This window comes from Shivajiella indica (assembly GCF_042683085.1).
In the GTDB taxonomy this organism is placed as follows: domain Bacteria; phylum Bacteroidota; class Bacteroidia; order Cytophagales; family Cyclobacteriaceae; genus Shivajiella; species Shivajiella indica.
This window is the reverse complement of record NZ_JBHUIV010000004.1, coordinates 58,891-80,267: the sequence shown is the minus strand read 5'-3', so window position 1 is coordinate 80,267 and position 21,377 is coordinate 58,891. Positions and strand designations below refer to the sequence as shown.

The following is a 21,377-nucleotide window of genomic DNA, read 5'->3' as shown; positions in this document are numbered from 1 at the left end:
TGCAAAAAATGAAACAAATAACATATTAAGCTAATGTTAAGAAAATTTCAATGTTAAAAAATTCTTAAAAAAATGTTAAGTATAAATTCTTTGGATGAGGATGTAAACTCAAGATTTAATCCTCTTCTAAAGAACTTTATTGAATTAGAATGGATCTTGTCAAATTGTTGCCATGGTTAATAACAAATAATTTTAAGATAAGAAAAAGGCCTAATTTAGAAATTAATACTTCAACCAATTAAACCCAAGACTTTTTCTACATCAACCTGTAAAAAGTCTTCAATATATAAATCACAAACTGGCAATTCCTCACTGGAATGGGAAGAAAGGACTCCAACCACTTTCATTCCTGCATTTTTGGCAGCTGTCACTCCTGAATAAGAATCTTCAAAAACCACACAAAAATCCGGATTCACATTCAGTTTGGCTGCGGACTTTAGGTAAACTTCAGGGTCTGGTTTGTGCTTTGTTACATGTTCACTTGCCAAAATAGACTCCATGTGTTCAAACAAGGCCAAATTTCCTGCGATAAGTTCAAGATTGGCATAGGGCGCAGAAGTGGCTACCCCAGTAAGTACCTGCTTGGATTTTAATTGATGGAAAAACCCTAAAAATCCCTTGATCGGATCCACCTTATCCTTGTAAATCTCCCTAAAAAGGCTTTCTTTCTCCTCTTCCAATTCCAATAGTTCTTTTCCAGAAACCGGCCTTCCGAAAAAATGGCTCATGATATAGGAGTTACTTTTACCATACATATGATTGGCAAATTCTACTTCTGTTGGAAACATATTCCTTCTTGCAAAGAACTCCTTAAAGGCAATAGAATGAAAAGGATTGGTATGGCAAATAACACCATCCATATCGAAAATCACTGCTTTATGCATGGGTAGAATTATCGGTTATCAAATTGTTTCACCACTTTTTCGATAATATCGCAACAATCATGCAATTGTTCTTCTGTCATTACCAAAGGAGGTGCAAAACGAATAATATTCCCATGCGTTGGTTTGGCCAAAAGCCCATTTTCCGCCAATTTTAAACACATATCCCAAGCAGTGCTACTATCGGGGGAATCATTGACTACCACGGCATTTAACAAACCTTTACCTCTTACCAGCTTTAGAATACGGTATTTATCCACCAATATCTGCATACGATCCCGGAATAATTTTCCAAGCCTTCGGGCATTTTGGGCAAGTTTTTCATCCCTAACAACTTCCAGTGCAGTCATTGCAATTTTTGCACCAAGAGGATTTCCTCCAAAAGTGGAGCCATGGGTGCCTGGCTTGATCACATCCATAATAGGGTTATCGGTCAAAACCGCAGAAACAGGATAAAAACCTCCGGAAATTGCTTTCCCCAAAATCAATATATCGGGTTTGATATAGGTGCTTTGTCTTTCACAATGACCCTCACAGGTACAATTTCCACAGACAGCCAACAATGAACCGGTTCTTGCTATTCCTGTTTGTATTTCATCTGCAATAAAAAGAACATTTTTTGATTTGCAGGCCTCCGCAACCTTTTTTAGGTAATCCTCAGCAGGTGTATATACGCCTGCCTCACCTTGAATCGGCTCTACTAAAAATGCCACCACTGTATCATCTTCCAAAGCTGATTTCAAAGCATCAATGTCATTGTAAGGAATCCTCACAAAACCCGGCATATAAGGCCCGAAGTTTTTTCTTGCATTGGCATCAGAAGAAAAAGAAATAATGGTAGAAGTTCTTCCATGGAAATTGTTTTCTGCAACAACGATCTTGGCCTGTCCTTCAACAATACCTTTTTTTTCATAACCCCATTTCCTGGCAATTTTTATAGCGGTTTCTACTCCTTCTGCACCAGTATTCATGGGTAACACCTTATCAAATCCGAAATACGCGGTGATGTATTTTTCAAAGGGTCCCAAAACATCATTATAAAAAGCACGGGAAGTCAGAGTAAGGGTGCCTGCTTGCTCAATCAGGGCATTTTTTATCCTAGGGTGACAATGTCCCTGGTTAACTGCAGAGTAAGCCGAAAGAAAATCATAATACCTTTTTCCCTCCACATCCCATAAATGAACACCTTCTCCTCTAGATAGTACTACTGGCAAAGGATGGTAATTGTGTGCCCCATACTTGTCTTCCAGTTCAATGGCCTGTTTGCTTGAGTTTATTGTTTCCATCATAAAATTTCTAAATTTGTGCCCGTCAGGACATTTTGCCTGGCTTTTGCAATTGGACAAATATAAGAAAAGGCCTCAGGATAAAGAATGAATTCCAAAAAGAAGCTTACTTCACCTATGAAGTTACAACCGGGCGATTATTACATGAATGAAAAAGGCTTGATGGTTTTTACTGCCCAATACCATTTAAAAAGGGGGTTTTGTTGTGGAAGTGGCTGTAGGCATTGTCCTTATAGGGAGAAGTGAGTTTAGTGATTAGTTGATTAAATGTAGTTAAACTTTAAATTGTTCATTGATCTTTCTATAACCTAAGTCTTTTGTCTATTGTCTTAAGTCTATTGTCTCTTCCACAATCTCACACATTTTTAAAACTTTACAGAATATTTTTGAAAGGTGCTTTTGGTAATTCAGCTAAAAGTCCGATATTTGCAGACTCAATTGAAAAAACGTCTCTAATAATACGATAATATATCATGGCAAAAGTTTGTGACATCACCGGTAAAAGACCTCGAGTAGGTAATAATGTATCGCACGCGAACAACAAGACCAAGCGCAAGTTTTATCCAAACCTGCACAAGAAAAACTTCTACATTCCTGAAGAAGATGCTTGGATTACGTTGAAAGTTTGTACCAAAGCTTTGAGAACAATCAATAAGAAAGGTGTCAGTGCCGTATTGAAAGAAGCTCAGGACAAAGGTATGATCATCATAAAATAATTAAGAATAGGTTTACCCATTTAAAAATACAGAGCGATGGCTAAGAAAGGTAACAGAGTTCAGGTAGTTTTAGAGTGCACTGAGCACAAAAATTCCGGTGTTCCTGGAACATCCAGATATATCACTACCAAAAACCGTAAGAATACTACTGAAAGGTTGGAGTTGAAAAAATACAATCCTATCCTTAAAAAAGTAACGGTTCATAAAGAAATTAAATAATTTAGGATCATTGTTGCGCCTAGCGGCATTAAAACCCTTAAAGATATGGCTAAGAAAGTAGTAGCAACCCTGAAAAAAGAAGGTGGTGTCACTTATGCAAAGGTTATCAAGGCTGTAAAGTCTGAGAAAACCGGTGCATATACCTTCAAAGAAGAAATGGTTCCAACCTCACTGGTTCAGGATACCTTGAAAAAATAATTGCCTTACGTATTAATGCAATAAAAGTCCCTTCAGGCAAAAGCTGTGAAGGGACTTTTTCGTTATATTCGGATTCTAAATAAAAAAATTATGGGAATTTTCGGTTTCTTTTCAAAGGAAAAAAAGGAAAGCCTTGATCAAGGCCTCCAAAAATCCAGCGAAAATATTTTTTCAAAACTCAGCAAGGCTGTTGTAGGCAAATCAAAAGTTGATGAAGAAATCCTAGATGAACTAGAGGAAATCCTGATCACCTCTGATGTGGGTGTTGAAACCACGATAAAAGTCATCCGAAGAATAGAAGACCGGGTGGCAAGAGACAAATATTTAAATACCGCTGAACTGGATGTCATTCTCAGGGAAGAAATAGCTGGTCTTTTGGAAGAAAACAAAAGCGCCGATTTATCTGATTTTGACCTTCCCGCTGATAAAAAGCCCTATGTGATCATGGTGGTGGGTGTCAATGGAGTGGGTAAAACAACGACTATCGGTAAACTTGCCTACCAATTCAAGCAAGCCGGTAAATCTGTAATCCTTGGAGCGGCGGATACTTTCCGTGCCGCTGCAGTTGACCAATTGATCCTCTGGGGTGAAAGAGTGGGAGTTCCTGTCGTTTCACATGGCATGAATACTGACCCGGCATCAGTAGCATTTGATGCAGTAAAGCAAGGTGTGGACACCAATGCCGATGTTGTGATCGTGGATACTGCAGGAAGGTTGCATACCAAAATCAACCTGATGAATGAATTGACCAAAATCAAAAGGGTCATGCAGAAATTCATAGAAGATGCCCCCCATGAAATTTTATTGGTGCTGGATGGTTCAACAGGGCAAAATGCATTTGTTCAGGCTAAGGAATTTACCAAGGCAACTGACATCACTGCACTTGCCATCACCAAATTGGACGGAACCGCCAAAGGAGGTGTGGTAATCGGTATTTCCGATCAATTCAAAATCCCTGTAAAATATATTGGAGTCGGAGAAAAAATGACTGATCTTCAGGTATTCAACAGAAAAGAATTTGTGGATTCTCTGTTCAAGAAGAAATAAGCGATAAACTAAAACGAAAAAGACCTTCGGGGTACAAAAACCCCAAAGGTCCTTTCTTACAAACTTGCAAGTTGATCAGATCTTTTATCTTAATACATAAGACTTTAGACAAAAGACCAGATTCCTCTACCGCCTCAATACTACCATTTCGGGTCTTATTTCTTGTCTCTTGGTTCTTGCTTCTTGATTATTAACTCTTGCTTCTCGTCTGTCGATACTTGGTACATTGTACTTGGCACTTGGTACTTGGTACAATCAACAAACTCAATCTTTTCCCAAAAAAGGATACCTATAATCTACTGGAGATACAAAGGTTTCTTTGATTGTCCTTGGAGATACCCAACGCAGAAGGTTGATCATCGAACCTGCCTTATCATTGGTTCCTGAAGCCCTGGCTCCCCCAAAAGGCTGCTGGCCAACTACCGCACCGGTAGGCTTGTCATTGATATAAAAGTTACCTGCAGCGTTTTTTAATTTTTTGGTAGCCAATTCAATAGCATATCTGTCTTGTGAGAATACTGCACCGGTTAAGGCATAAGGAGATGTCTGATCTACCAATTCCAATGCTTCTTCATAATGATTTTCATGGTAGACATAGATGGTCAACACCGGTCCAAAAATCTCCTCGCACATGGTGGTATACATCGGATCTTTAGTCAGGATTACGGTTGGCTCAATAAAATAACCTTTGGACTTATCATAATTACCCCCAGCAATGATTTCCACAGCCTCTGACTTTTTGGCATTGTCAATATATTTGGAAATCTTATCAAAAGCCTTTTCGTCGATCACGGCATTGATAAAATTAGTGAAATCTTCTGTCCCGCCCATTTTCATAGAAGCAAGATCATCTAAGAGGTATTTTTTCACGTCCTCCCAAAGGTTACTTGGAATATAAGCCCTGGAAGCGGCTGAACATTTCTGGCCTTGGAATTCGAAAGCACCTCTGGAAAGTCCCACTGCCACTGCTTTTGGATCAGCTGATTGATGGGCAATCACAAAGTCCTTGCCTCCTGTCTCCCCAACAATTCGGGGATAAGATTTGTATTTGTAAATATTCTCTCCAATGGTTTTCCAGATATGTTGGAAGACACCCGTAGACCCTGTGAAATGGATTCCTGCAAAATCAGGATGATTGAATATGATGTTACCGGCTGTAGGTCCGTCCACATAAACCAGGTTGATGACACCATCTGGCACCCCAGCTTCTTTAAATACCTCCATCAGTACATTAGCTGAATAAATCTGGGTATAAGCTGGCTTCCATACCACTGTATTTCCCATCATTGCAGCAGAAGTGGGTAAGTTTCCTGCTATAGCAGTGAAGTTGAATGGTGTCAAAGCGAACACAAATCCTTCCAAGGGCCTTTGCTCCACCCTATTCCAAACACCATTGCCTGAGACAGGAGGCTGCTGGGAATAAATTTCCGCCATATATTTCACGTTGAATCGCAGGAAATCTATGATTTCACATGCTGCATCTATTTCTGCCTGAAAAGCATTTTTGGATTGCCCTAGCATAGTGGCAGCATTGATTTTTGCTCTATAAGGCCCAGCCAAAAGATCTGCTGCCTTTAGAAAAATAGCAGACCTCTGTTCCCATTCCATATTTTCCCAGGCATATTTTGCCCCAAGGGCCGCATTGATTGCCTGCTCGACATGAGAGGCATCACCCTCATGAAAATACCCAAGGATATGTTGGTGATCATGTGGAGGAGACATAGGCTTTTTGTGGCCAGTTCTTACTTCTTCTGAACCAATATACATGGGCACATCCACCTGGTGCGCTCTTAATTCCTTTAATTTTGCCTGTAGTTCTTTCCTTTCAGGAGATCCTGGCGCATAACTTTTCACGGGTTCGTTGTGCGGTATTGGCACATTGAAAAATCCTTTAAGCATATGAATTTGAGTTTATAGTTTCTGTGGCACAAATATAAGGACTAAGGCTTGGAAAACCCTATGATAGCACAAAGACTGAAGGGCTAGGTTAGGGTTCCCGCAGTCTTTATCAAATTACAATAAGGACTCCAATTCTTTTAGATGTCGGATGGTGTATGTCGGCATGTGCGCTATTCCTCTCTCATGGGGATCAAAATACACATTATCGATGTTCGCCCTAATTGCTCCAAGAATATCGGAATCGGGATTATCCCCAATCATGATGGTTTCTGAATTTCGAGCCCCTAATCGATCTAATGCATATTTGAAAATTTTTGGATCTGGTTTTTTATGCCCTGTTGTTTCTGAAGTTACTATCAGGTCAAAATAAGGTGTCAAGCCCGAAGCTTCCATTTTTTTAGACTGGCTTTCGTTAAACCCGTTGGAAATGATATGGAGTCCGTAATTGGGTTTTAGATATTCCAAAATCTCAAAAGTATAAGGCACCACATGAGGCTTTGAGGATGTCCTATGCATAAAATCTTCTTCCATAGTCTTAGGGACAGAAAAAGGGTCAGCACCAGCGTTTTCAAAAACAAGCTTGAACCTTTTTTCCCTCAAAGATTCTTTATCTATTTTTCCAACATCATACATTGCCCACAACTTGAAATTGACATTGTAAAAGGATTGGATGAATTGTTCAGAATGTTCAATGCCTAAATTTACCAATTGATATTGCTGATGTAATTCTGATAAAGATTCCTGTACATTCCGGTCATAATCCCAAAGGGTATGATCAAGGTCAAAGAATAGATGCTGGTAAGTTTTCAATGATATTTTATTTTCTATAAGGATTATTCTCGATTTTGTTTTTGGCCAATTCTCTATTGGACTGAAGTATAGTATAAACTTCCTGGTCACGGATCAGGTTCATATCCTTTTGGATAAACTTAAAAATTTGTTGAATAATCTCCTGGGACTCATCCAGAATGTAATAAAATATCCATTGGTCTACCCTCCTGCTCCCCACAAGCCCTGCATTTTTTAAATAACCCAAATGCCGGCTCGTTTTAGTTTGTGTAAAATCCAGTATAAGTTCTAAATCTGAAATGGACAATTCCCTGTTTTGGAGCAAAAGATGCAGTATACGTACCCTAGGCTCCTCTGAAAGGGCTTTAAAAATCCTCATTCCATAACTCAAACTTATATTTTTGAGGCGCATTTAGTAATTTTAACGAATAAATCCTGCCTGAAATTAAGCAATTGATTGTAAAATAGGCTAATATTATGTCGAAATTAGAAACACTAATTGAACGGATTTTATTCCAGTTCGTAAATATATTAAATTGATTATTTTGAAAAGCCCAATACCCCATATAGTCTTTCTGTTGTCTATTTTCCTCTTTTTAGGAAGCCAGAATACATTTGCCCAGGATACAGAAAGAAAGGTCATTCAGATTTCCGGAATTGTTTTAAATGCAGACAGCACTGATGCTGTGCCAGGGGTCAATATCTATGTCCCTAAAAAAGGAAGAGGCACTACTTCCGGAAGATATGGTTATTTTTCAATGCCTGTTCTCGAAGGTGATTCGGTAGTATTTAGTTTTATAGGTTTGAAAAGACAAACCTATAAAGTGCCGGAAGTTATGGAGGATGATAAAATCAGCTTGATAGTTACCATGCAGGTTGATGAAATTGCCCTTGCGGAAATAGAGGTGATGCCTTTCCCCTCTGAGGATGAATTCAAAAGGCAGGTCCTCGCCATGAACTATGAGGCGCCTTTGGTGATTGATAGCAGAGGAAACATGAGCGCAGAGACTTTATTGCGGTATGCGGAACAAATGCCCGCCTCAGGCAATGAAAATTGGCGATACTTCCAACAGGGACGCGTCATGCAAATTCAGGATAGGTATGGTCCTAGACCATTTACACTTTTGGATCCTTTTGCCTGGTCAAACTTTATTAAATCCATTAAACGTGGAGACCTGAAGAAGAAAGACTGACAAATTAAATATTTACCCTTATACCAAATCCAATACTTCAAATGCTCCAGACCTCAGATCAACTGAAATCCGGAGCATTTGCTTTTTTGATCAGAATCTTTGGTGTTATAAGATGGTTTTTAATCTATAGGTAATCTCCTGCCAAATTCAATTTACTATATTTACAGCAAACAAAACTATTCCAGAAATGAATAAGGCTATATCTATTTATTTATTGATACTTTTTTCACTTCCTGTATTCGCCCAAGTTAAAAAAACTGAAAAACCTAAACTCATTGTGGGAATTCTGGTGGATCAAATGCGACAGGATTATTTCTATAAATATCAGGATAGATATACTGAAGGTGGCTTTAAAAGGCTTATGAAAGATGGGTATATGATGAAAAATGCCCATTACAATTACATTCCTACTTATACAGGTCCCGGCCATGCTTCAGTTTATACAGGTGCTACACCTGCAATGCATGGAATCATTGCCAATGATTGGTATGTACGTAATTTAAACAGAATGATTTATTGTGCTGAGGATACCACAGCAAAAGCTGTAGGGGGGTCAGAATCCAATGGGAAAATTTCTCCAAGAAATTTATTGAGTACGACCATATCAGATGAATTGAGATTTGCTTCCAACAAGAGATCAAAAGTTGTAGGGATTGCAATCAAAGACAGAGGAGCAGCTCTCCCAGCGGGGCATACAGGTGATGCCTATTGGTATGATAGCCAAACAGGTCAATTTATGACTTCTACCTATTATTATGACAGCCTTCCACCACAATGGGTGCAGGATTTCAATTCAAAAGGCCTTGCGCTACAATACCTTTCAGGAAAATGGGAAACACTTTTCCCAGTAGACACCTATGTACAGAGTATTTCAGACCATAATGATTTTGAAGGCCCTTTTATCGGAAAAGACTCTACTGCATTCCCTTATGACTTGCCCGCTTTAATGGAATTTAATGGTGGAATGGGATTGATTGGCACCACTCCTTTTGGAAACACCCTAACTTTGGATATGGCCTATGCAGCCATTGAAGGAGAGAAATTGGGTAAAAGAGGAGAAACCGACCTATTGGCCATCAGTTTTTCATCACCAGATTATATAGGCCATAGATTTGGACCTACTTCTGTGGAGCTGGAGGACAATTACTTACGGTTGGACAGGGATTTGGAAAAATTTTTCAACTATCTGGACAAGGAATATGGTAAAGATGAATACCTGGTGTTTTTAACTGCAGACCATGCTGTGGCCGATATCGTTGATTATATGAAAAGTGAAAATGTACCTGCTGGAAATTTCAATACCAGGCAGGTACTTACCCAAATGAGAGGATTTTGTGTGATCAATTATGGAGAAGGGGACTGGATTTCAAGTTTTTCCAACGAGCAGGTATTCCTGAACCATGCTTTGGCAAAAGAAAAAGATATTTCGATAGAAAAGATACAACGGGAATTGGCTGATTTTTTATTAAATCGATATGAAGGAATTAAAGAAATTTATACAGCCACAGACATGAAAAGGGTAGAATATTCCAGCGGACAAAAACACCTCTTACAAATGGGTTTCAATCACAAAGCTTCAGGAGATCTGCTTCTTTTATTGGAACCGGCTTGGTTAAGCAGCTCTTGGAAAGGCACAACCCATGGTACAGGATATACTTATGACACTCATGTTCCAATTGTATTTATGGGCTGGAACATCCCCAATGGTCAAAGTTCCAGATATGTAAGCATTACTGATATAGCCCCAACCTTGTCCATGCTACTGAATATCCGACTTCCAAATGGGGCTACAGGGCAACCTATTTTAGAAATTTTACAATAAAGGATTTTATGATTTTGGCTAGAATCCTGCAAAAGCAAGGCCTTTGCAGGATTTTTTTTATTCTTTCCAGCTCATAGGATAATCAGGATCTACAAAATCCAACCCTTGAGTGGTTATAAATAATGGTTTGAATGTATCCAGCATGACTGCATATTCTTCAGTGGCTTTCGCTCCGATTGATTTCTCAACTGTCCCAGGATGCGGCCCATGTGGCAATCCACCTACATGCATGGTGAAAGATCCTCTGTCAATACCTTTACGACTCATGAATTCACCTTCCGCATAATAGAGTACTTCATCTGAGTCAATATTACTGTGATTATAGGGAGCCGGGATAGCCAAAGGATGATAATCAAATAGCCTAGGGACAAATGAACAGATCACAAATCCCCATGCCTGAAACGTCTGGTGTACAGGAGGTGGTTGGTGGATTCTTCCTGTAATGGGTTCAAAATCGTAAATAGAAAAGGCATAAGGGTACAAATACCCATCCCAGCCAACAATATCCATAGGACTATGCCCATAAGTGTAGGGGTGAAGCATACCTCCTTTTTTTATGTGGACCAGACATTCTCCTTTTTCAGGCTCAGTCACCAATTCCCCAGGAGGTCGGATATCCCTTTCGCAGTAAGGGGAATGTTCCAGTAACTGACCCAATTCATTCCTGTATCTTTTTACAGTTTCAATGGGCCCTTTGGACTCAATTACCAAAAGCCTTAAGGGGCCCTCTTCATTCCACTCAAAGCGGTATATGGTTGTTCTGGGAATAACAATATAATCTCCTTTTCTAACTTCCAACTTACCAAATTGGGAAAACATCACTCCTTCTCCATCATGCACATATATCAATTCATCACCATCTGCATTTTTGAAAAAGTAATCCATCTTCCTTTGTTCAGGTGAGCAAATCCCCATCATGACATCATTGTTCATCATCAGCATTTTTCTCGCCTCAAGGTAATCTTTACCTGATTGGGTTACCCCAGAAGTTTTGAGATGGGTTTGTTTAAGCCCATATTCCTTTGCCGGTTCCCAATTGTAAGGGATGGGATCTCCTATTGATTTGACATTATTAGGATTATGGATATGGTAAAGGTTGGAGTAGATACCTGAAAAGCCTTTGGAACTTACCAGCTCTTCTTTATAAAGGCTTCCGTCAGGTTGTCTGAATTGGATATGTCTTTTTGGAGGGATTTCCCCTAATCTGAAATAATAGGCCATTTTGAATCTATTTGGGTTTATATATTCAGCAAATTTAATGAAAATACAAGGCAATCCTGAATATTCCAGGAAGTCTTCTCTTTTACAAAAGTCGATTGGATTATAATTCCAAAATCCAACTTTCCAATGGTTTTAATTCTACTCTGAGATTTCCTTTTCCATTTTGGATTTTAAGAACCGGATTTACTTTATCATAGAGTTTTTCCTTCAATGTCATTTCTCCTTCTTTCAAACCCCAGAATTCCAATAATTGAACTGGAAGCTCTATATCAAACCCGTAGGCCTCTTTGGAATCAAAATTTGCAATGATTATCAATTTTTGATTTTGATTCCACCTGACAAAGGAAAATACCCGATCATTATACCATTCCGTATGTTGTCTGTTTAAACTGTGTATTTCCAAATAATTGCCTTCAAGAGCAGGCGCTGTCTTTACAAAATTGAGCAACCTTTGATAGAAATCCCTTAAAGATTTTTCTGATTCACTCAATTGCCCCCCATCAAACTTCCCCTCATTCATCCATCTTTGGTGATGGGGCACTCCAACATAATCAAAAATGGAAGTTCTTGTTGCTTTGCCAAAACCGGCATCCAAAGCTCCGGCTTCTCCCACCTCCTGTCCAAAATATACCATGATAGGTCCCGGATCAATGGTTGCAGAAACTACCATTGCCGGTTTACCTAATTCAGCATTTCCTGCAAATCCCTGACTTGCAATCCTTTGCTCATCATGATTTTCCAGAAAATGTAGCATGTGCTTGTTGATATCTTCCAGGCCTTTTTGAATCGAAATGATATGATCTGTAGACCCTTTTGCCTGCATGATGTTTTTTAAAGTATCATAGAGCTCCACTTTATCATACAAATAATCCATCTTTCCCAAATGAATATAATCTCTGTAAGCTTTGGGATTATAAATTTCAGCCAACAGGAAAGCTTCCGGATTCTCCATTTTAATGGCTGAATTCATATAACTCCAAAATTCTACAGGTACCATTTCCGCCATATCATACCGAAAACCATCCACTCCTTTTTTTGTCCAGAATAAGGCAATATCCCTGAATTTTTTCCACGAGTCCGGCACATCTTTATCTTTCCAAAATTCAAAATGTTCCCTAAACTCTTTTTGGGAATAGACTGAAGGCAACTCAGGAAAATCTTTTGTTCCATCAGGCTTTACCCCATAATTTATTTTTACAGTCTCATACCAATCATAAAAATGGGGCTGGGGCTCACGGGAACCGTTTCCTGTCCATTTGGCAGGAAACTCATCAAATTTTCCGTCTGCCAAAGGATGATTCTCACCCCCTAATGGCCTGTATCCTTCCAGAGAATCAGGCACTTTGAATGCCTCTCCAGGGATATAATAAAAGTTATTATCTCTGTTGTATTCCACCGAAGTATCATCTTCAGCACCGAAGTCTTTAACTCCATCCGGATTATTGCTTCCTTGATATTTCCTGGCTACATGATTGGGTACAATATCAATAAGCACTTTCATGCCATGTTGATGGGTTCTGGAAATCAAAGCCTCAAATTCTTCCATTCTCTTTGCAGGATCTGAAGCCAAATCCGGATTGACATTGTAATAGTCTTTTACAGCATAGGGAGACCCAGCCCGACCTTTGACCACATCAGGATCATCCTCGGAGATACCAAAAGCAGAATAATCCCTGATTACAGCATGATGTGGTACTCCTGTGTACCAAATATGGGTGACCCCTAATGCTTTAATTTCAGAAAGTGCTTTATCTGTAAAATCATTGAATTTCCCAACCCCATTTTCCTCGATTGTCCCCCAAGGTTTATTGGCCGTGTTGGTATTTCCAAAGAGTCTGGTGAAAACCTGATAGACAACAATTTTGTGGGTTTTATACATCTCAGTTGAAGAAGGTTGCTGCGTTTTTGATTTTTTACATCCGAAAGCTGCAATAATTATGAAAGAAAGCAAAGCAGCCCAAAGCAAGTGTTTTTTCATCTTCCTAAATTAATGAATTGTGTTAAATAACCTTTGAATATTGGCTTATTGAATTTTTCTTCCCAAAAAAACCAACATCCCGGACAAGCTTAAAAATACGGCAAACAATACCAAACTGTTCAGAGCCACCATTGGGAATCCCAATTCGGTTACATTCATAAAAGGGTAAGGATAAAAACCTGAAAACTGACCACGGCCTAGGATATAAATCAAATAGAAAAAAGGATATAAAAGCCAATAGGGTACCTGAACCCATTCAACTTTAGATTTCTCTTCATACAACCACCAAAACCAAAGCACTAATAAAGGATTCACAGAATGGAGCAATTCATCCACCAATATTGCCAAACCTTGAGGGTTCCAAATAGGCCTTAGAACTATTTGATAAACTATACCTACAACGATAATGTAAACTGTAATTGCTGTCAACATGCCGGGTTTATTCCAAACACTTTTTTCCCCAAGTTCAAAAACCTGGGATGAAAAATAACAAGCGACTAATGTATTAGTGAGGATGGTGAAGTAACTAAAAAAACGGATGATGGTCTCTCCAATTGGATTGGACTGGCTTTCTAGGATGAGGTAAAACTGCACAATGACTGCAAACCAAGCAATTACTGCGAAAATAAGCGCCGAATACTTTTTCATTTATCCTCTATTGTAGTAATCTATATACAAATACTACACTCCTTTTCAATAAATCAGGAAATTCTTTCATATTGATCGTTTCGGCGGGGGAATGGGCGCCTGTACCTGAGGCTCCCAAACCATCAATACAATCCAAATATTCAGCTACATAGGAAATATCCCCAGCCCCTCTGGATCCTGGATCACCCGCTTTCACTTCTCCAAATCCCATATCCAAACTCACTTTGCTCAGAATTTCCACTAAAGCCATATTCCCATCTGTAGGAGGCATGGAAGGAATCCCGTCTTCAAATTCAATGGAAGCACTAGTACCATTCAGGCTTTGTGCTACAATTTGCCTCATTTTTTCACGGGTTGCCTCTTTTTGAGGCTCACCGAGAAAACGCAGATCACCTGTTACAAAAGCTTCTCTTGAAACAATATTGGTTTTACCCAAGGCTTTACCTTCTCCGGTGTCCTCATTATAGCTAATATCTGAACCACCAATAAACTGGCCTGGATTGAAAGTCAGGTATTTTTCTCCCGCTAGCTCTTCCCGGAATTGATTGAGTATTCTTGCTGCTTCGTAAACTGCACCATAGCCAACGGATTCACGGAAAACTCCGGAAGAATGAACCTGCCTTCCCGCGGTTTTCAATTTCCAACCGCTGGCCCCTCTCCTGGCAATGGTTGCTATATTAAAACCCTGTGCTGTTTCATATCCCAGGGCATAATCATGTTGCTTGGCCCTTTCCACAAAATCCAAACGGCTAACCCAGGAAGGGTTTCCAGCATTTTCCTCGTCTCCGGGAAAATAAACAGTAACAGTTCTGTCCTCCAAAAGTCCCAATTCATGAAGGGCTTTAAGGGTGGCGAAAATCATCACATTCCCACCCTTCATGTCATTTACTCCCTGACCTTTGGCTGTATTTTCATCCACCATGGTGAAAGGATAAAAGGGCATTTCCTTTTCAAAAACCGTATCAAGATGACCTATAAAAAATAATTTTTTCCCTTTGCTACCTTTTCGGGTTGCCACAAAGTGACCCGCTCTCTTTAATGAATCAGGCAGTGATATCCATTCTGTTTTAAAACCTATTTTGGCAAATTCTCTTTCAAAAACCCTTCCTACTTCTCTGACACCTTCCAAATTCAAGGTTCCTGAATTTATGTTTACAGTTTCTTCCAAAAGAGCAATCGTCTCTTGGTAGTTTTTGTCAATTGTTTCCACCAAGCGCTTTTCAATCCCACTTAGATTTTGAGCAGATAAATCAAAGGAAATTAAGAGAAGGGTAAGTAATAAAAGTTTTTTCATAGATATTAATTAATTTCTCAGAAGATTTTCAGTGACTTTGGGGGTTATCTTGATTATTCTTTAAGCAAAATTGGTTTCAAGGCTTATTATTCTACTTTAATTCCGGTAAACCATATGAACCTTACTCCATCAGCATTTTTGTGTTCCGTGGCAAATTTGACTCCTTTAAACTCCTGTTCATTTTCCCAAGTCATAGGTCTCCCCTCTATCCCATTACCCCTTCTAAAAACCCATTCTTTGATCATATAATTTTCATCTATGAATAAGTCATAGGCATCACCTGGAGTATATCCATCTTCTTGGTTATAAAGTATTGTTAGCTGGGTGGTCATTTGACCTGAAATTGGTGCAGGAATATTTTCTAAAATTGTAAATGTATACCCGGTATCCCAAACCAATTGAAAGGGAAACATCAACCAATATTTATCATTTATAAATCCTCCATCTTGAGTAGGCAATTCCTCCTTGGGAAGATCCAGGCTATAAGTAAAACTTGTATCTGCATCTGCAAAGTAAACAGACCTATCTTTAATATTCCATCTCCAATCCCTGGTTCTAACAGTTTCAGGATTGACCTGAACATTCCAGGTATAAGCAATTGATTTGATTTTATCAAAATTTTCAAAACCATAGGCTTTTGCAACTTTCATGGGTAAGGAATCCTCTGCTTCAGGACTTCCGCAGGACCAAAAGACCAAAAGAGCAATTAGAAGGAGAAAGGTGAATGTATTTTTCATAGCGATTTGAGGGGGATTTTCTTGATAAGGGCAATTTAATCGTTTTTCACTTAAGATGATAAAATTAAGGACTTGAATTCCATGCTATTGGCTTTCATTTTTTAGACCCTCAGACCATTTGTGAAGTTTCTGGCTCTCGATAAAAAAATAAATAGGCTGAAGAATCGGGACCCATTTATTCAACTTCATTACCAGCCAAAAAGCAGTGGATGGGTAGATTCTTGTTTTTCCCTTTTCAACACCCTTTACAATGGCCCGGGCAACCGAATCTGCAGATTGGACCGGAAATGCCTTTGGAATATCTTTCCCCGCAAAATCAAAAAATCCGGTATCGGTTGCACTGGGATAAGCTAAGGTAAGCCAAGACCCATCTCCCTCACTTCTTAATGTTTCTGCAAATTGGTGAATTGCAGCTTTGGATGCAGCATATGCTGCATAGCCAGGTACAGGCCAATAAGAAATGGCAGAAGCTGTCACTACCAACCTGAAAGGGTGATTTTTTTGGTTTTCTTTTAACCAATGGGCTGTTTCAATGGGGATTAGGGTATTGATTTTAAAAATTTTATCTATATCGTTGGTTTTTATATCTTCCCACAATCCATATTTTGCTATGCCTGCATTGGCAAAAAATATATCCACCACCCCCATTTGACTTTTAATCTCTTGGAAAACCAAAGATAGGTTTTTGCTTTCCGTTAAATCCACTTTGAGTGTACTAATTTGGGGAAACAATTTTTTTAAACTTACTAATCCTACCTCATTGATATCAATAGCCAAAATCTTATTCCCCTGTGAGGTCAATTGAAACAGCAATGCCCTACCTATACCCGAAGCCGCACCGGTAATAACAATATTTTTATTTTCAATAGGCATTTATTCAGGCAAAGGAAATTCCATAGTAAATGGATTTATTTTGAAGCAAAATAAGGGCTTAATCTGGCCAATATCTGGAAAATGATCCTTGTTTATTTTTAAGGATTCGATTTTGGCAATTTTCGCCCAACCGTGTCCACTGGGACGGGTATAAAACTCCTTTCCCTCTAATTCCTGGAACAAATTGATGGGAAGTAATTTGGTGGAGGCTGGAAATGGTAATCCACCGGAAGTAATTTTACAGAAAAGCACAGGCTCCTCTTCTGTGCCCACTCCAATGGTCTCTTCTTTTCCATTTTTTTGCCAAAAAATGGGTACCGTCTCTTTAGGTATACCCCAGTTGAACCGCCCGTTTTCTGTACTCGCATCAGAGTCCACAAAAATTTTGGTTATAGATTGAAAATTATTAGGCTTGAACTTTCCCGGAATAAAAAGAAGTTCTTTATAAGGTCCAACAGGGGAATCCCTATAATTTACCAACATTACATAACCTAGCCCCCCATTATAATTGCTTTTTTGATTTTCATTCAGCAAACCGTTTTCCTCCACCCATTTTTTATGGAATCTGAAAACTATGATGATACCTTCACCTTTTAGCTTCCATGGCGGGGGAAAAAGATTTGCAGGAATTCTAGGCCCAATCATCTTTTATAGAAAATAAAATCAGTTGAGATAGGTTCCAATCCACTTTCCCGAAGTTGGGCCATGATCTGTCCTCTATGATAGGTGCTGTGATTGACAATATGAAAAAGGATTTCCTGAATGGTACTGCTAAACGTATCACCCTTGGAAGTGGTGTAGGTTATTTGTTTGGAAAAAGCTAAGTTTTTTAAAATCCGCTTGGACCTTTCAAAACACTCCTTATTAAACTCACCTAAATTTTCAATTTGTTGAAGGTCCCAAACTCCAAATCTTGGTTTTTTCCCTAAAATCCTATGGTTCCAAATATGATGGGCATTTAAAAGGTGGCTGACAATATTTAAAGTTTTTGCGGAAATTTTACTTTCATTCCTTTCCAAAATAAGAATGGTTTCAAGATTACTTCTGTAGGTATACTCCAAGAGATCATTAAAGAAAGCTTTCATCGTGTGTTGGCTATGATGTTAAACTAATGGAAGAGTGTCAATAAGGGGAAGGACTGATGCTTGTCCATCCCCCATCGACTATTAGATTCTGACCGGTAATATGTTTGGCCTCATCTGAAACCAAAAAAACCGCAGCGTTTGCAACATCCTTCACGGAAGCTGGCCTTCCCATCGGGGTAATTCTGGACCATGTTGCCTCATAATCTTTGTCCAAAGCGGTCCTTTTAGTCAAGGTGGCACCTGGTGCAATGGTATTTACGTTAATATTATATTCAGACAGTTCAATAACCAAATTTTTGGCCAGCATTTCTATTCCTGCTTTGCTCATCGCATAAGCTGCCAGATTTTTGTGGGATTGATGGGCTGTGACTGAGGAAGTAAACAATAAAGATCCTCCATTTGGCTGGTCCTTCATCATCATAGCAGATGCTTGAGCCAGAAAGAAAGTCCCTCCCATGTTTACCCTCATCACTTCCATAAAATCTTTGACATCATATTCCCAAAAATTTCCATATAGGGTAATTCCTGCATTGGCAATGGCGATATCCAATTGACCGAATTCACTTTCAGCAAGCCTTACCATTTCGAGAATGAATTCAGGGTCACCTGAATCACCCGAAATGCCCAATACCTTTCCTTTTGCTGAATTCAAGACTTCCTTTACTCCTTCTTCGGTGAGGCTTTTCTCAATATCATTCAATATTATATGGTGGGCACGATCTGCCAATAATTTGGCTATTTCAAGCCCAATCCCCTGGCCTGCACCGGTTATCAATGCAACTTTTTGATGGTTTTTCATAATAGTTAATGTGAATCTCTTTTGACAACAGGTCCCGAAGCCCCTTTAAGAAAATCAAAATCCACACCCTCATGGGCTTGCGTAACATTCTGTATAAACAAATTTACATAACCGCGGTCGTAGCCTAAGTCCAAAGCTTTGAAGGCTACCCTTCTTTTCTCAAGCTCTTCGTCAGATACTTCCAAGGTCAAGGTTCTTTTTGGAACATCCAAGGTAATCCAGTCCCCGTTCTGAACCAATGCCAGGTTTCCACCCACCGCAGATTCAGGAGAAACATGCAAAACCACAGTTCCAAAACCGGTGCCGCTCATACGGCCATCTGATATACGGACCATATCTGAAATACCCTGGGCAAGGATTTTTGCCGGCAAGGCCATATTTCCCACCTCAGGCATCCCTGGATAACCTTTAGGTCCTACATTTTTCAAAACTAAGATAGATTCGGGAGTAACATCCAGATCCGGATCATCTACCCTTTTCTTATAATCATCTATATCCTCAAATACCACAGCCTTCCCCCTATGCTGCAACAAAGCCGGTGTAGCTGCCGAAGGCTTTAGCACGGCTCCATTTGGACATAAGTTACCTTTTAATACCGCTATTCCTGATTCAGGTTTAAAAGGATTTTCCATAGTACCGATTACTTCTCTATTATAGCATTCAGCATTTTGGATATTCTCTCCTATTGTTTTACCATTTACAGTAATACAATCTTGATGTAATATCGTGCTCATTTCCTTCATCAGGGCAGGTAATCCCCCTGCATAATAAAGATCTTCAAAAAAGTGCTCTCCTGAAGGCTGAATATTTGCCAATAAAGGAATTTTAGCTGAAAATTTATCAAAATCCTCAATGTCCAACTCCACCCCGATTCGCCCAGCTATCGCCAAAAGGTGTATAATATAATTGGTGGATCCCCCTAAAGCGGCATTGACCATAATGGAATTTTCAAATGCCTTCCTGGTTAGAATATCAGTCATTTTAAGGTCTTCCTTGACCATTTCCACAATTCTCTTTCCTGCCATATGGGCCAGAACTTTCCTTCTCGAATCCGCAGCAGGGATGGACGCATTATCAGGCATACCCAATCCCAAAGATTCAACCATGGCTGCCATAGTGGATGCAGTGCCCATCGGGGCACAATGGCCTCTGGATCTTGACATAGCGGCTTCTGCTGCCACAAAATCTTCCTCAGACAATTCCCCTTTCTTATATTGCTCGGCAAATCTCCAAACATCAGAAGTGCCAATTTTTTTTCCTTTGAACCAACCTGCCAACATGGGACCTCCTGAAACTACCAAAGTAGGTAGATTAACACTTGCTGCACCCATTACCAAGGAAGGGGTTGTTTTATCACAACCACATAAAAGAATTACTCCATCCATTGGATTTGCCCTTATACTTTCTTCAACATCCATGCTTGCCAGGTTCCGGAAAAGCATCGCTGTAGGCTTGATGGAACATTCCCCAAGGGACATCACGGGAAATTCCAAAGGAAACCCACCTGCTTCCCAAATCCCTCTTTTCACCGCATCAGCCAATTCACGAAAATGGGCATTGCAGGGAGTCAGTTCAGAATAAGTGTTACATATGCCGATTACAGGTTTTTCACCCTCAAAGAGATGGTGGGGAAATCCTTGGTTTTTCATCCATGATCTATAAATAAAGCCGTCTTTTCCTTTACGGCCATACCATTCTTGGCTCCTTAATTTCTTTTTTTCCATAGGAATAGGTTTGTTTGCGTTTATATTTGGTCAGAATTTAGCAAAAGTTTCTTTGATTGAGGTATAGAATTTAGAAAATGTGAGAAACGGTAATTTGATTTATCATTTGATGTAAAAATACAAAATTTTGAAAGTTAAATTGGATGATACATGCTTATTAAAGCACCTTTTCACCAGTATTTTTTATACTTTTAGCAGTGAAAACCATGAAGCTGAATCAGGAAAGGTGAACATGATTTAATTGCATCATGAGCTTTCTTTTTCCAAATTGGATTTCCTTGAAATGTCCCTAAAATATTTAATCCAAAACTGAAAAAATGTTCATACTCAACAGCAATAATTCAATAGCCAATCAGTTTCTCTCAGATTTAAGAGATATCAATATACAAAAAGACCGATTCAAATTCAGAAAGAATTTAGAAAGACTTGGAGAAATTATGGCCTACGAGATATCCAAATGTATGGACTATGATTCGGTAGAAATTGAAACACCTTTAAAAAAGACCAAAGTGAAAAGGTTGACAAACTCTCCGGTACTGATCAGTGTTCTGAGGGCTGCCTTACCATTTTACCAGGGATTTATCAATTATTTCGATCATTCGGATAGCGGCTTTGTCGGAGCTTATCGGAAAGAAGAAAAATCAGCTAAAAAAGATATTGAAATAGATTTTTTGTACCAGGCGGCGCCAAACATTGAAGGCAAAGAGGTCATTCTAATAGACCCAATGTTGGCTACAGGTAAATCGTTCATCAAAACTATCCAGCACCTATTAGTAAACGGAAAGCCAAAAATGATCCATATTGCCTGTGTTATTGCATCCCCGGAAGGGGTATCTTATATCCAAAAAAATCTTGATATCCCCTATAAACTTTGGTTGGGGGCTTTGGATGAGAATTTAAATGAAAATTTCTACATAGTTCCAGGACTTGGTGACGCAGGTGATCTGAGTTTCGGAAATAAATTATAA

23 protein-coding genes are annotated in these 21,377 nt (G+C 39.2%); 8 read left to right on the top strand and 15 right to left on the bottom strand.

Annotated features, from left to right (window positions below; translation table 11 throughout):
- Positions 1 to 230: 230 nt before the first annotated feature.
- On the bottom strand, positions 231 to 884 hold the full coding sequence (locus tag ACFSKV_RS01920; protein WP_380799944.1) for an HAD family hydrolase: 654 nt from the start codon (positions 882 to 884) through the stop codon (positions 231 to 233).
- Positions 885 to 892: 8 nt separating this feature from the next.
- The gene (rocD, locus tag ACFSKV_RS01915) at positions 893 to 2,170 is read right to left on the bottom strand and encodes an ornithine--oxo-acid transaminase (RefSeq protein WP_380799943.1); all 1,278 of its coding nucleotides are present in this window, start codon (positions 2,168 to 2,170) and stop codon (positions 893 to 895) included.
- Between the two features lie 114 nt (positions 2,171 to 2,284).
- On the opposite strand from rocD, the gene ACFSKV_RS01910 reads away from it, so the two are divergent.
- From ACFSKV_RS01910 to ftsY, 5 genes are all read left to right on the top strand, one after another.
- Entirely contained in the window at positions 2,285 to 2,413 is a 129-nt protein-coding gene (locus tag ACFSKV_RS01910) for a DUF5522 domain-containing protein (RefSeq protein ID WP_380800017.1), read from the top strand.
- Positions 2,414 to 2,640: 227 nt separating this feature from the next.
- On the top strand, positions 2,641 to 2,883 hold the full coding sequence (rpmB, locus tag ACFSKV_RS01905; RefSeq protein WP_130275048.1) for a 50S ribosomal protein L28: 243 nt from the start codon (positions 2,641 to 2,643) through the stop codon (positions 2,881 to 2,883).
- A gap of 36 nt (positions 2,884 to 2,919) precedes the next feature.
- Positions 2,920 to 3,102, top strand: a complete 183-nt coding sequence (gene rpmG, locus ACFSKV_RS01900) for a 50S ribosomal protein L33 (protein WP_106568478.1) — start codon at positions 2,920 to 2,922, stop codon at positions 3,100 to 3,102.
- Positions 3,103 to 3,147: 45 nt separating this feature from the next.
- Complete coding sequence (locus ACFSKV_RS01895) at positions 3,148 to 3,300, top strand: DUF4295 domain-containing protein (protein ID WP_380799942.1); 153 nt, start codon at positions 3,148 to 3,150, stop codon at positions 3,298 to 3,300.
- Between the two features lie 90 nt (positions 3,301 to 3,390).
- A complete protein-coding gene (ftsY, locus tag ACFSKV_RS01890) occupies positions 3,391 to 4,347 on the top strand; it encodes a signal recognition particle-docking protein FtsY (protein WP_380799941.1) in 957 nt (318 codons plus the stop codon).
- 264 nt (positions 4,348 to 4,611) lie between these two features.
- On the opposite strand, the gene pruA is transcribed toward ftsY, so the two are convergent.
- The 3 genes from pruA to ACFSKV_RS01875 all read right to left on the bottom strand — a co-directional run bounded on the left by pruA (position 4,612) and on the right by ACFSKV_RS01875 (position 7,447).
- Complete coding sequence (gene pruA / locus ACFSKV_RS01885; protein ID WP_380799940.1) at positions 4,612 to 6,246, bottom strand: L-glutamate gamma-semialdehyde dehydrogenase; 1,635 nt, start codon at positions 6,244 to 6,246, stop codon at positions 4,612 to 4,614.
- Positions 6,247 to 6,360: 114 nt separating this feature from the next.
- A complete protein-coding gene (locus ACFSKV_RS01880) occupies positions 6,361 to 7,056 on the bottom strand; it encodes a YjjG family noncanonical pyrimidine nucleotidase (RefSeq protein WP_380799939.1) in 696 nt (231 codons plus the stop codon).
- A 7-nt stretch (positions 7,057 to 7,063) separates the two neighbouring features.
- Positions 7,064 to 7,447: an ArsR/SmtB family transcription factor gene (locus ACFSKV_RS01875; RefSeq protein ID WP_380799938.1), complete on the bottom strand. Its 384-nt coding sequence runs from the start codon at positions 7,445 to 7,447 to the stop codon at positions 7,064 to 7,066.
- 133 nt (positions 7,448 to 7,580) lie between these two features.
- Between ACFSKV_RS01875 and ACFSKV_RS01870 the strand changes: the two genes are divergently transcribed.
- Both ACFSKV_RS01870 and pafA read left to right on the top strand, forming a co-directional pair.
- A complete protein-coding gene (locus ACFSKV_RS01870; RefSeq protein WP_380799936.1) occupies positions 7,581 to 8,228 on the top strand; it encodes a carboxypeptidase-like regulatory domain-containing protein in 648 nt (215 codons plus the stop codon).
- Positions 8,229 to 8,415: 187 nt separating this feature from the next.
- Entirely contained in the window at positions 8,416 to 10,050 is a 1,635-nt protein-coding gene (pafA, locus tag ACFSKV_RS01865) for an alkaline phosphatase PafA (protein ID WP_380799934.1), read from the top strand.
- Positions 10,051 to 10,107: 57 nt separating this feature from the next.
- Here pafA and ACFSKV_RS01860 read toward each other — a convergent pair whose 3' ends face one another.
- The 10 genes from ACFSKV_RS01860 to ACFSKV_RS01815 form a co-directional block, all read right to left on the bottom strand.
- Positions 10,108 to 11,271 (bottom strand): homogentisate 1,2-dioxygenase, encoded by a 1,164-nt coding sequence (locus ACFSKV_RS01860; RefSeq protein ID WP_380799932.1) that lies wholly within the window; start codon positions 11,269 to 11,271, stop codon positions 10,108 to 10,110.
- Positions 11,272 to 11,371: 100 nt separating this feature from the next.
- Positions 11,372 to 13,249, bottom strand: coding sequence for an alpha-amylase family protein (locus tag ACFSKV_RS01855; protein ID WP_380799931.1), 1,878 nt, complete (start codon positions 13,247 to 13,249; stop codon positions 11,372 to 11,374).
- A 45-nt stretch (positions 13,250 to 13,294) separates the two neighbouring features.
- Positions 13,295 to 13,897: a Pr6Pr family membrane protein gene (locus ACFSKV_RS01850; RefSeq protein WP_380799929.1), complete on the bottom strand. Its 603-nt coding sequence runs from the start codon at positions 13,895 to 13,897 to the stop codon at positions 13,295 to 13,297.
- A gap of 7 nt (positions 13,898 to 13,904) precedes the next feature.
- Positions 13,905 to 15,191, bottom strand: coding sequence for a M20/M25/M40 family metallo-hydrolase (locus tag ACFSKV_RS01845; RefSeq protein WP_380799927.1), 1,287 nt, complete (start codon positions 15,189 to 15,191; stop codon positions 13,905 to 13,907).
- Positions 15,192 to 15,277: 86 nt separating this feature from the next.
- Complete coding sequence (locus tag ACFSKV_RS01840) at positions 15,278 to 15,928, bottom strand: hypothetical protein (protein WP_380799925.1); 651 nt, start codon at positions 15,926 to 15,928, stop codon at positions 15,278 to 15,280.
- 84 nt (positions 15,929 to 16,012) lie between these two features.
- On the bottom strand, positions 16,013 to 16,801 hold the full coding sequence (locus ACFSKV_RS01835; protein WP_380799924.1) for an SDR family NAD(P)-dependent oxidoreductase: 789 nt from the start codon (positions 16,799 to 16,801) through the stop codon (positions 16,013 to 16,015).
- The gene (locus ACFSKV_RS01830) at positions 16,802 to 17,446 is read right to left on the bottom strand and encodes an acetoacetate decarboxylase family protein (protein ID WP_380799923.1); all 645 of its coding nucleotides are present in this window, start codon (positions 17,444 to 17,446) and stop codon (positions 16,802 to 16,804) included.
- Complete coding sequence (locus tag ACFSKV_RS01825) at positions 17,443 to 17,886, bottom strand: DinB family protein (protein WP_380799922.1); 444 nt, start codon at positions 17,884 to 17,886, stop codon at positions 17,443 to 17,445. The genes ACFSKV_RS01830 and ACFSKV_RS01825 overlap by 4 nt, the downstream gene beginning before the upstream one ends.
- 37 nt (positions 17,887 to 17,923) lie before the next feature.
- On the bottom strand, positions 17,924 to 18,685 hold the full coding sequence (locus ACFSKV_RS01820) for an SDR family NAD(P)-dependent oxidoreductase (RefSeq protein ID WP_380799920.1): 762 nt from the start codon (positions 18,683 to 18,685) through the stop codon (positions 17,924 to 17,926).
- A 5-nt stretch (positions 18,686 to 18,690) separates the two neighbouring features.
- Complete coding sequence (locus ACFSKV_RS01815) at positions 18,691 to 20,409, bottom strand: IlvD/Edd family dehydratase (protein WP_380799918.1); 1,719 nt, start codon at positions 20,407 to 20,409, stop codon at positions 18,691 to 18,693.
- 317 nt (positions 20,410 to 20,726) lie between these two features.
- Here ACFSKV_RS01815 and upp point away from each other — a divergent pair, with 317 nt between their 5' ends.
- Complete coding sequence (gene upp, locus ACFSKV_RS01810) at positions 20,727 to 21,377, top strand: uracil phosphoribosyltransferase (protein WP_380799916.1); 651 nt, start codon at positions 20,727 to 20,729, stop codon at positions 21,375 to 21,377.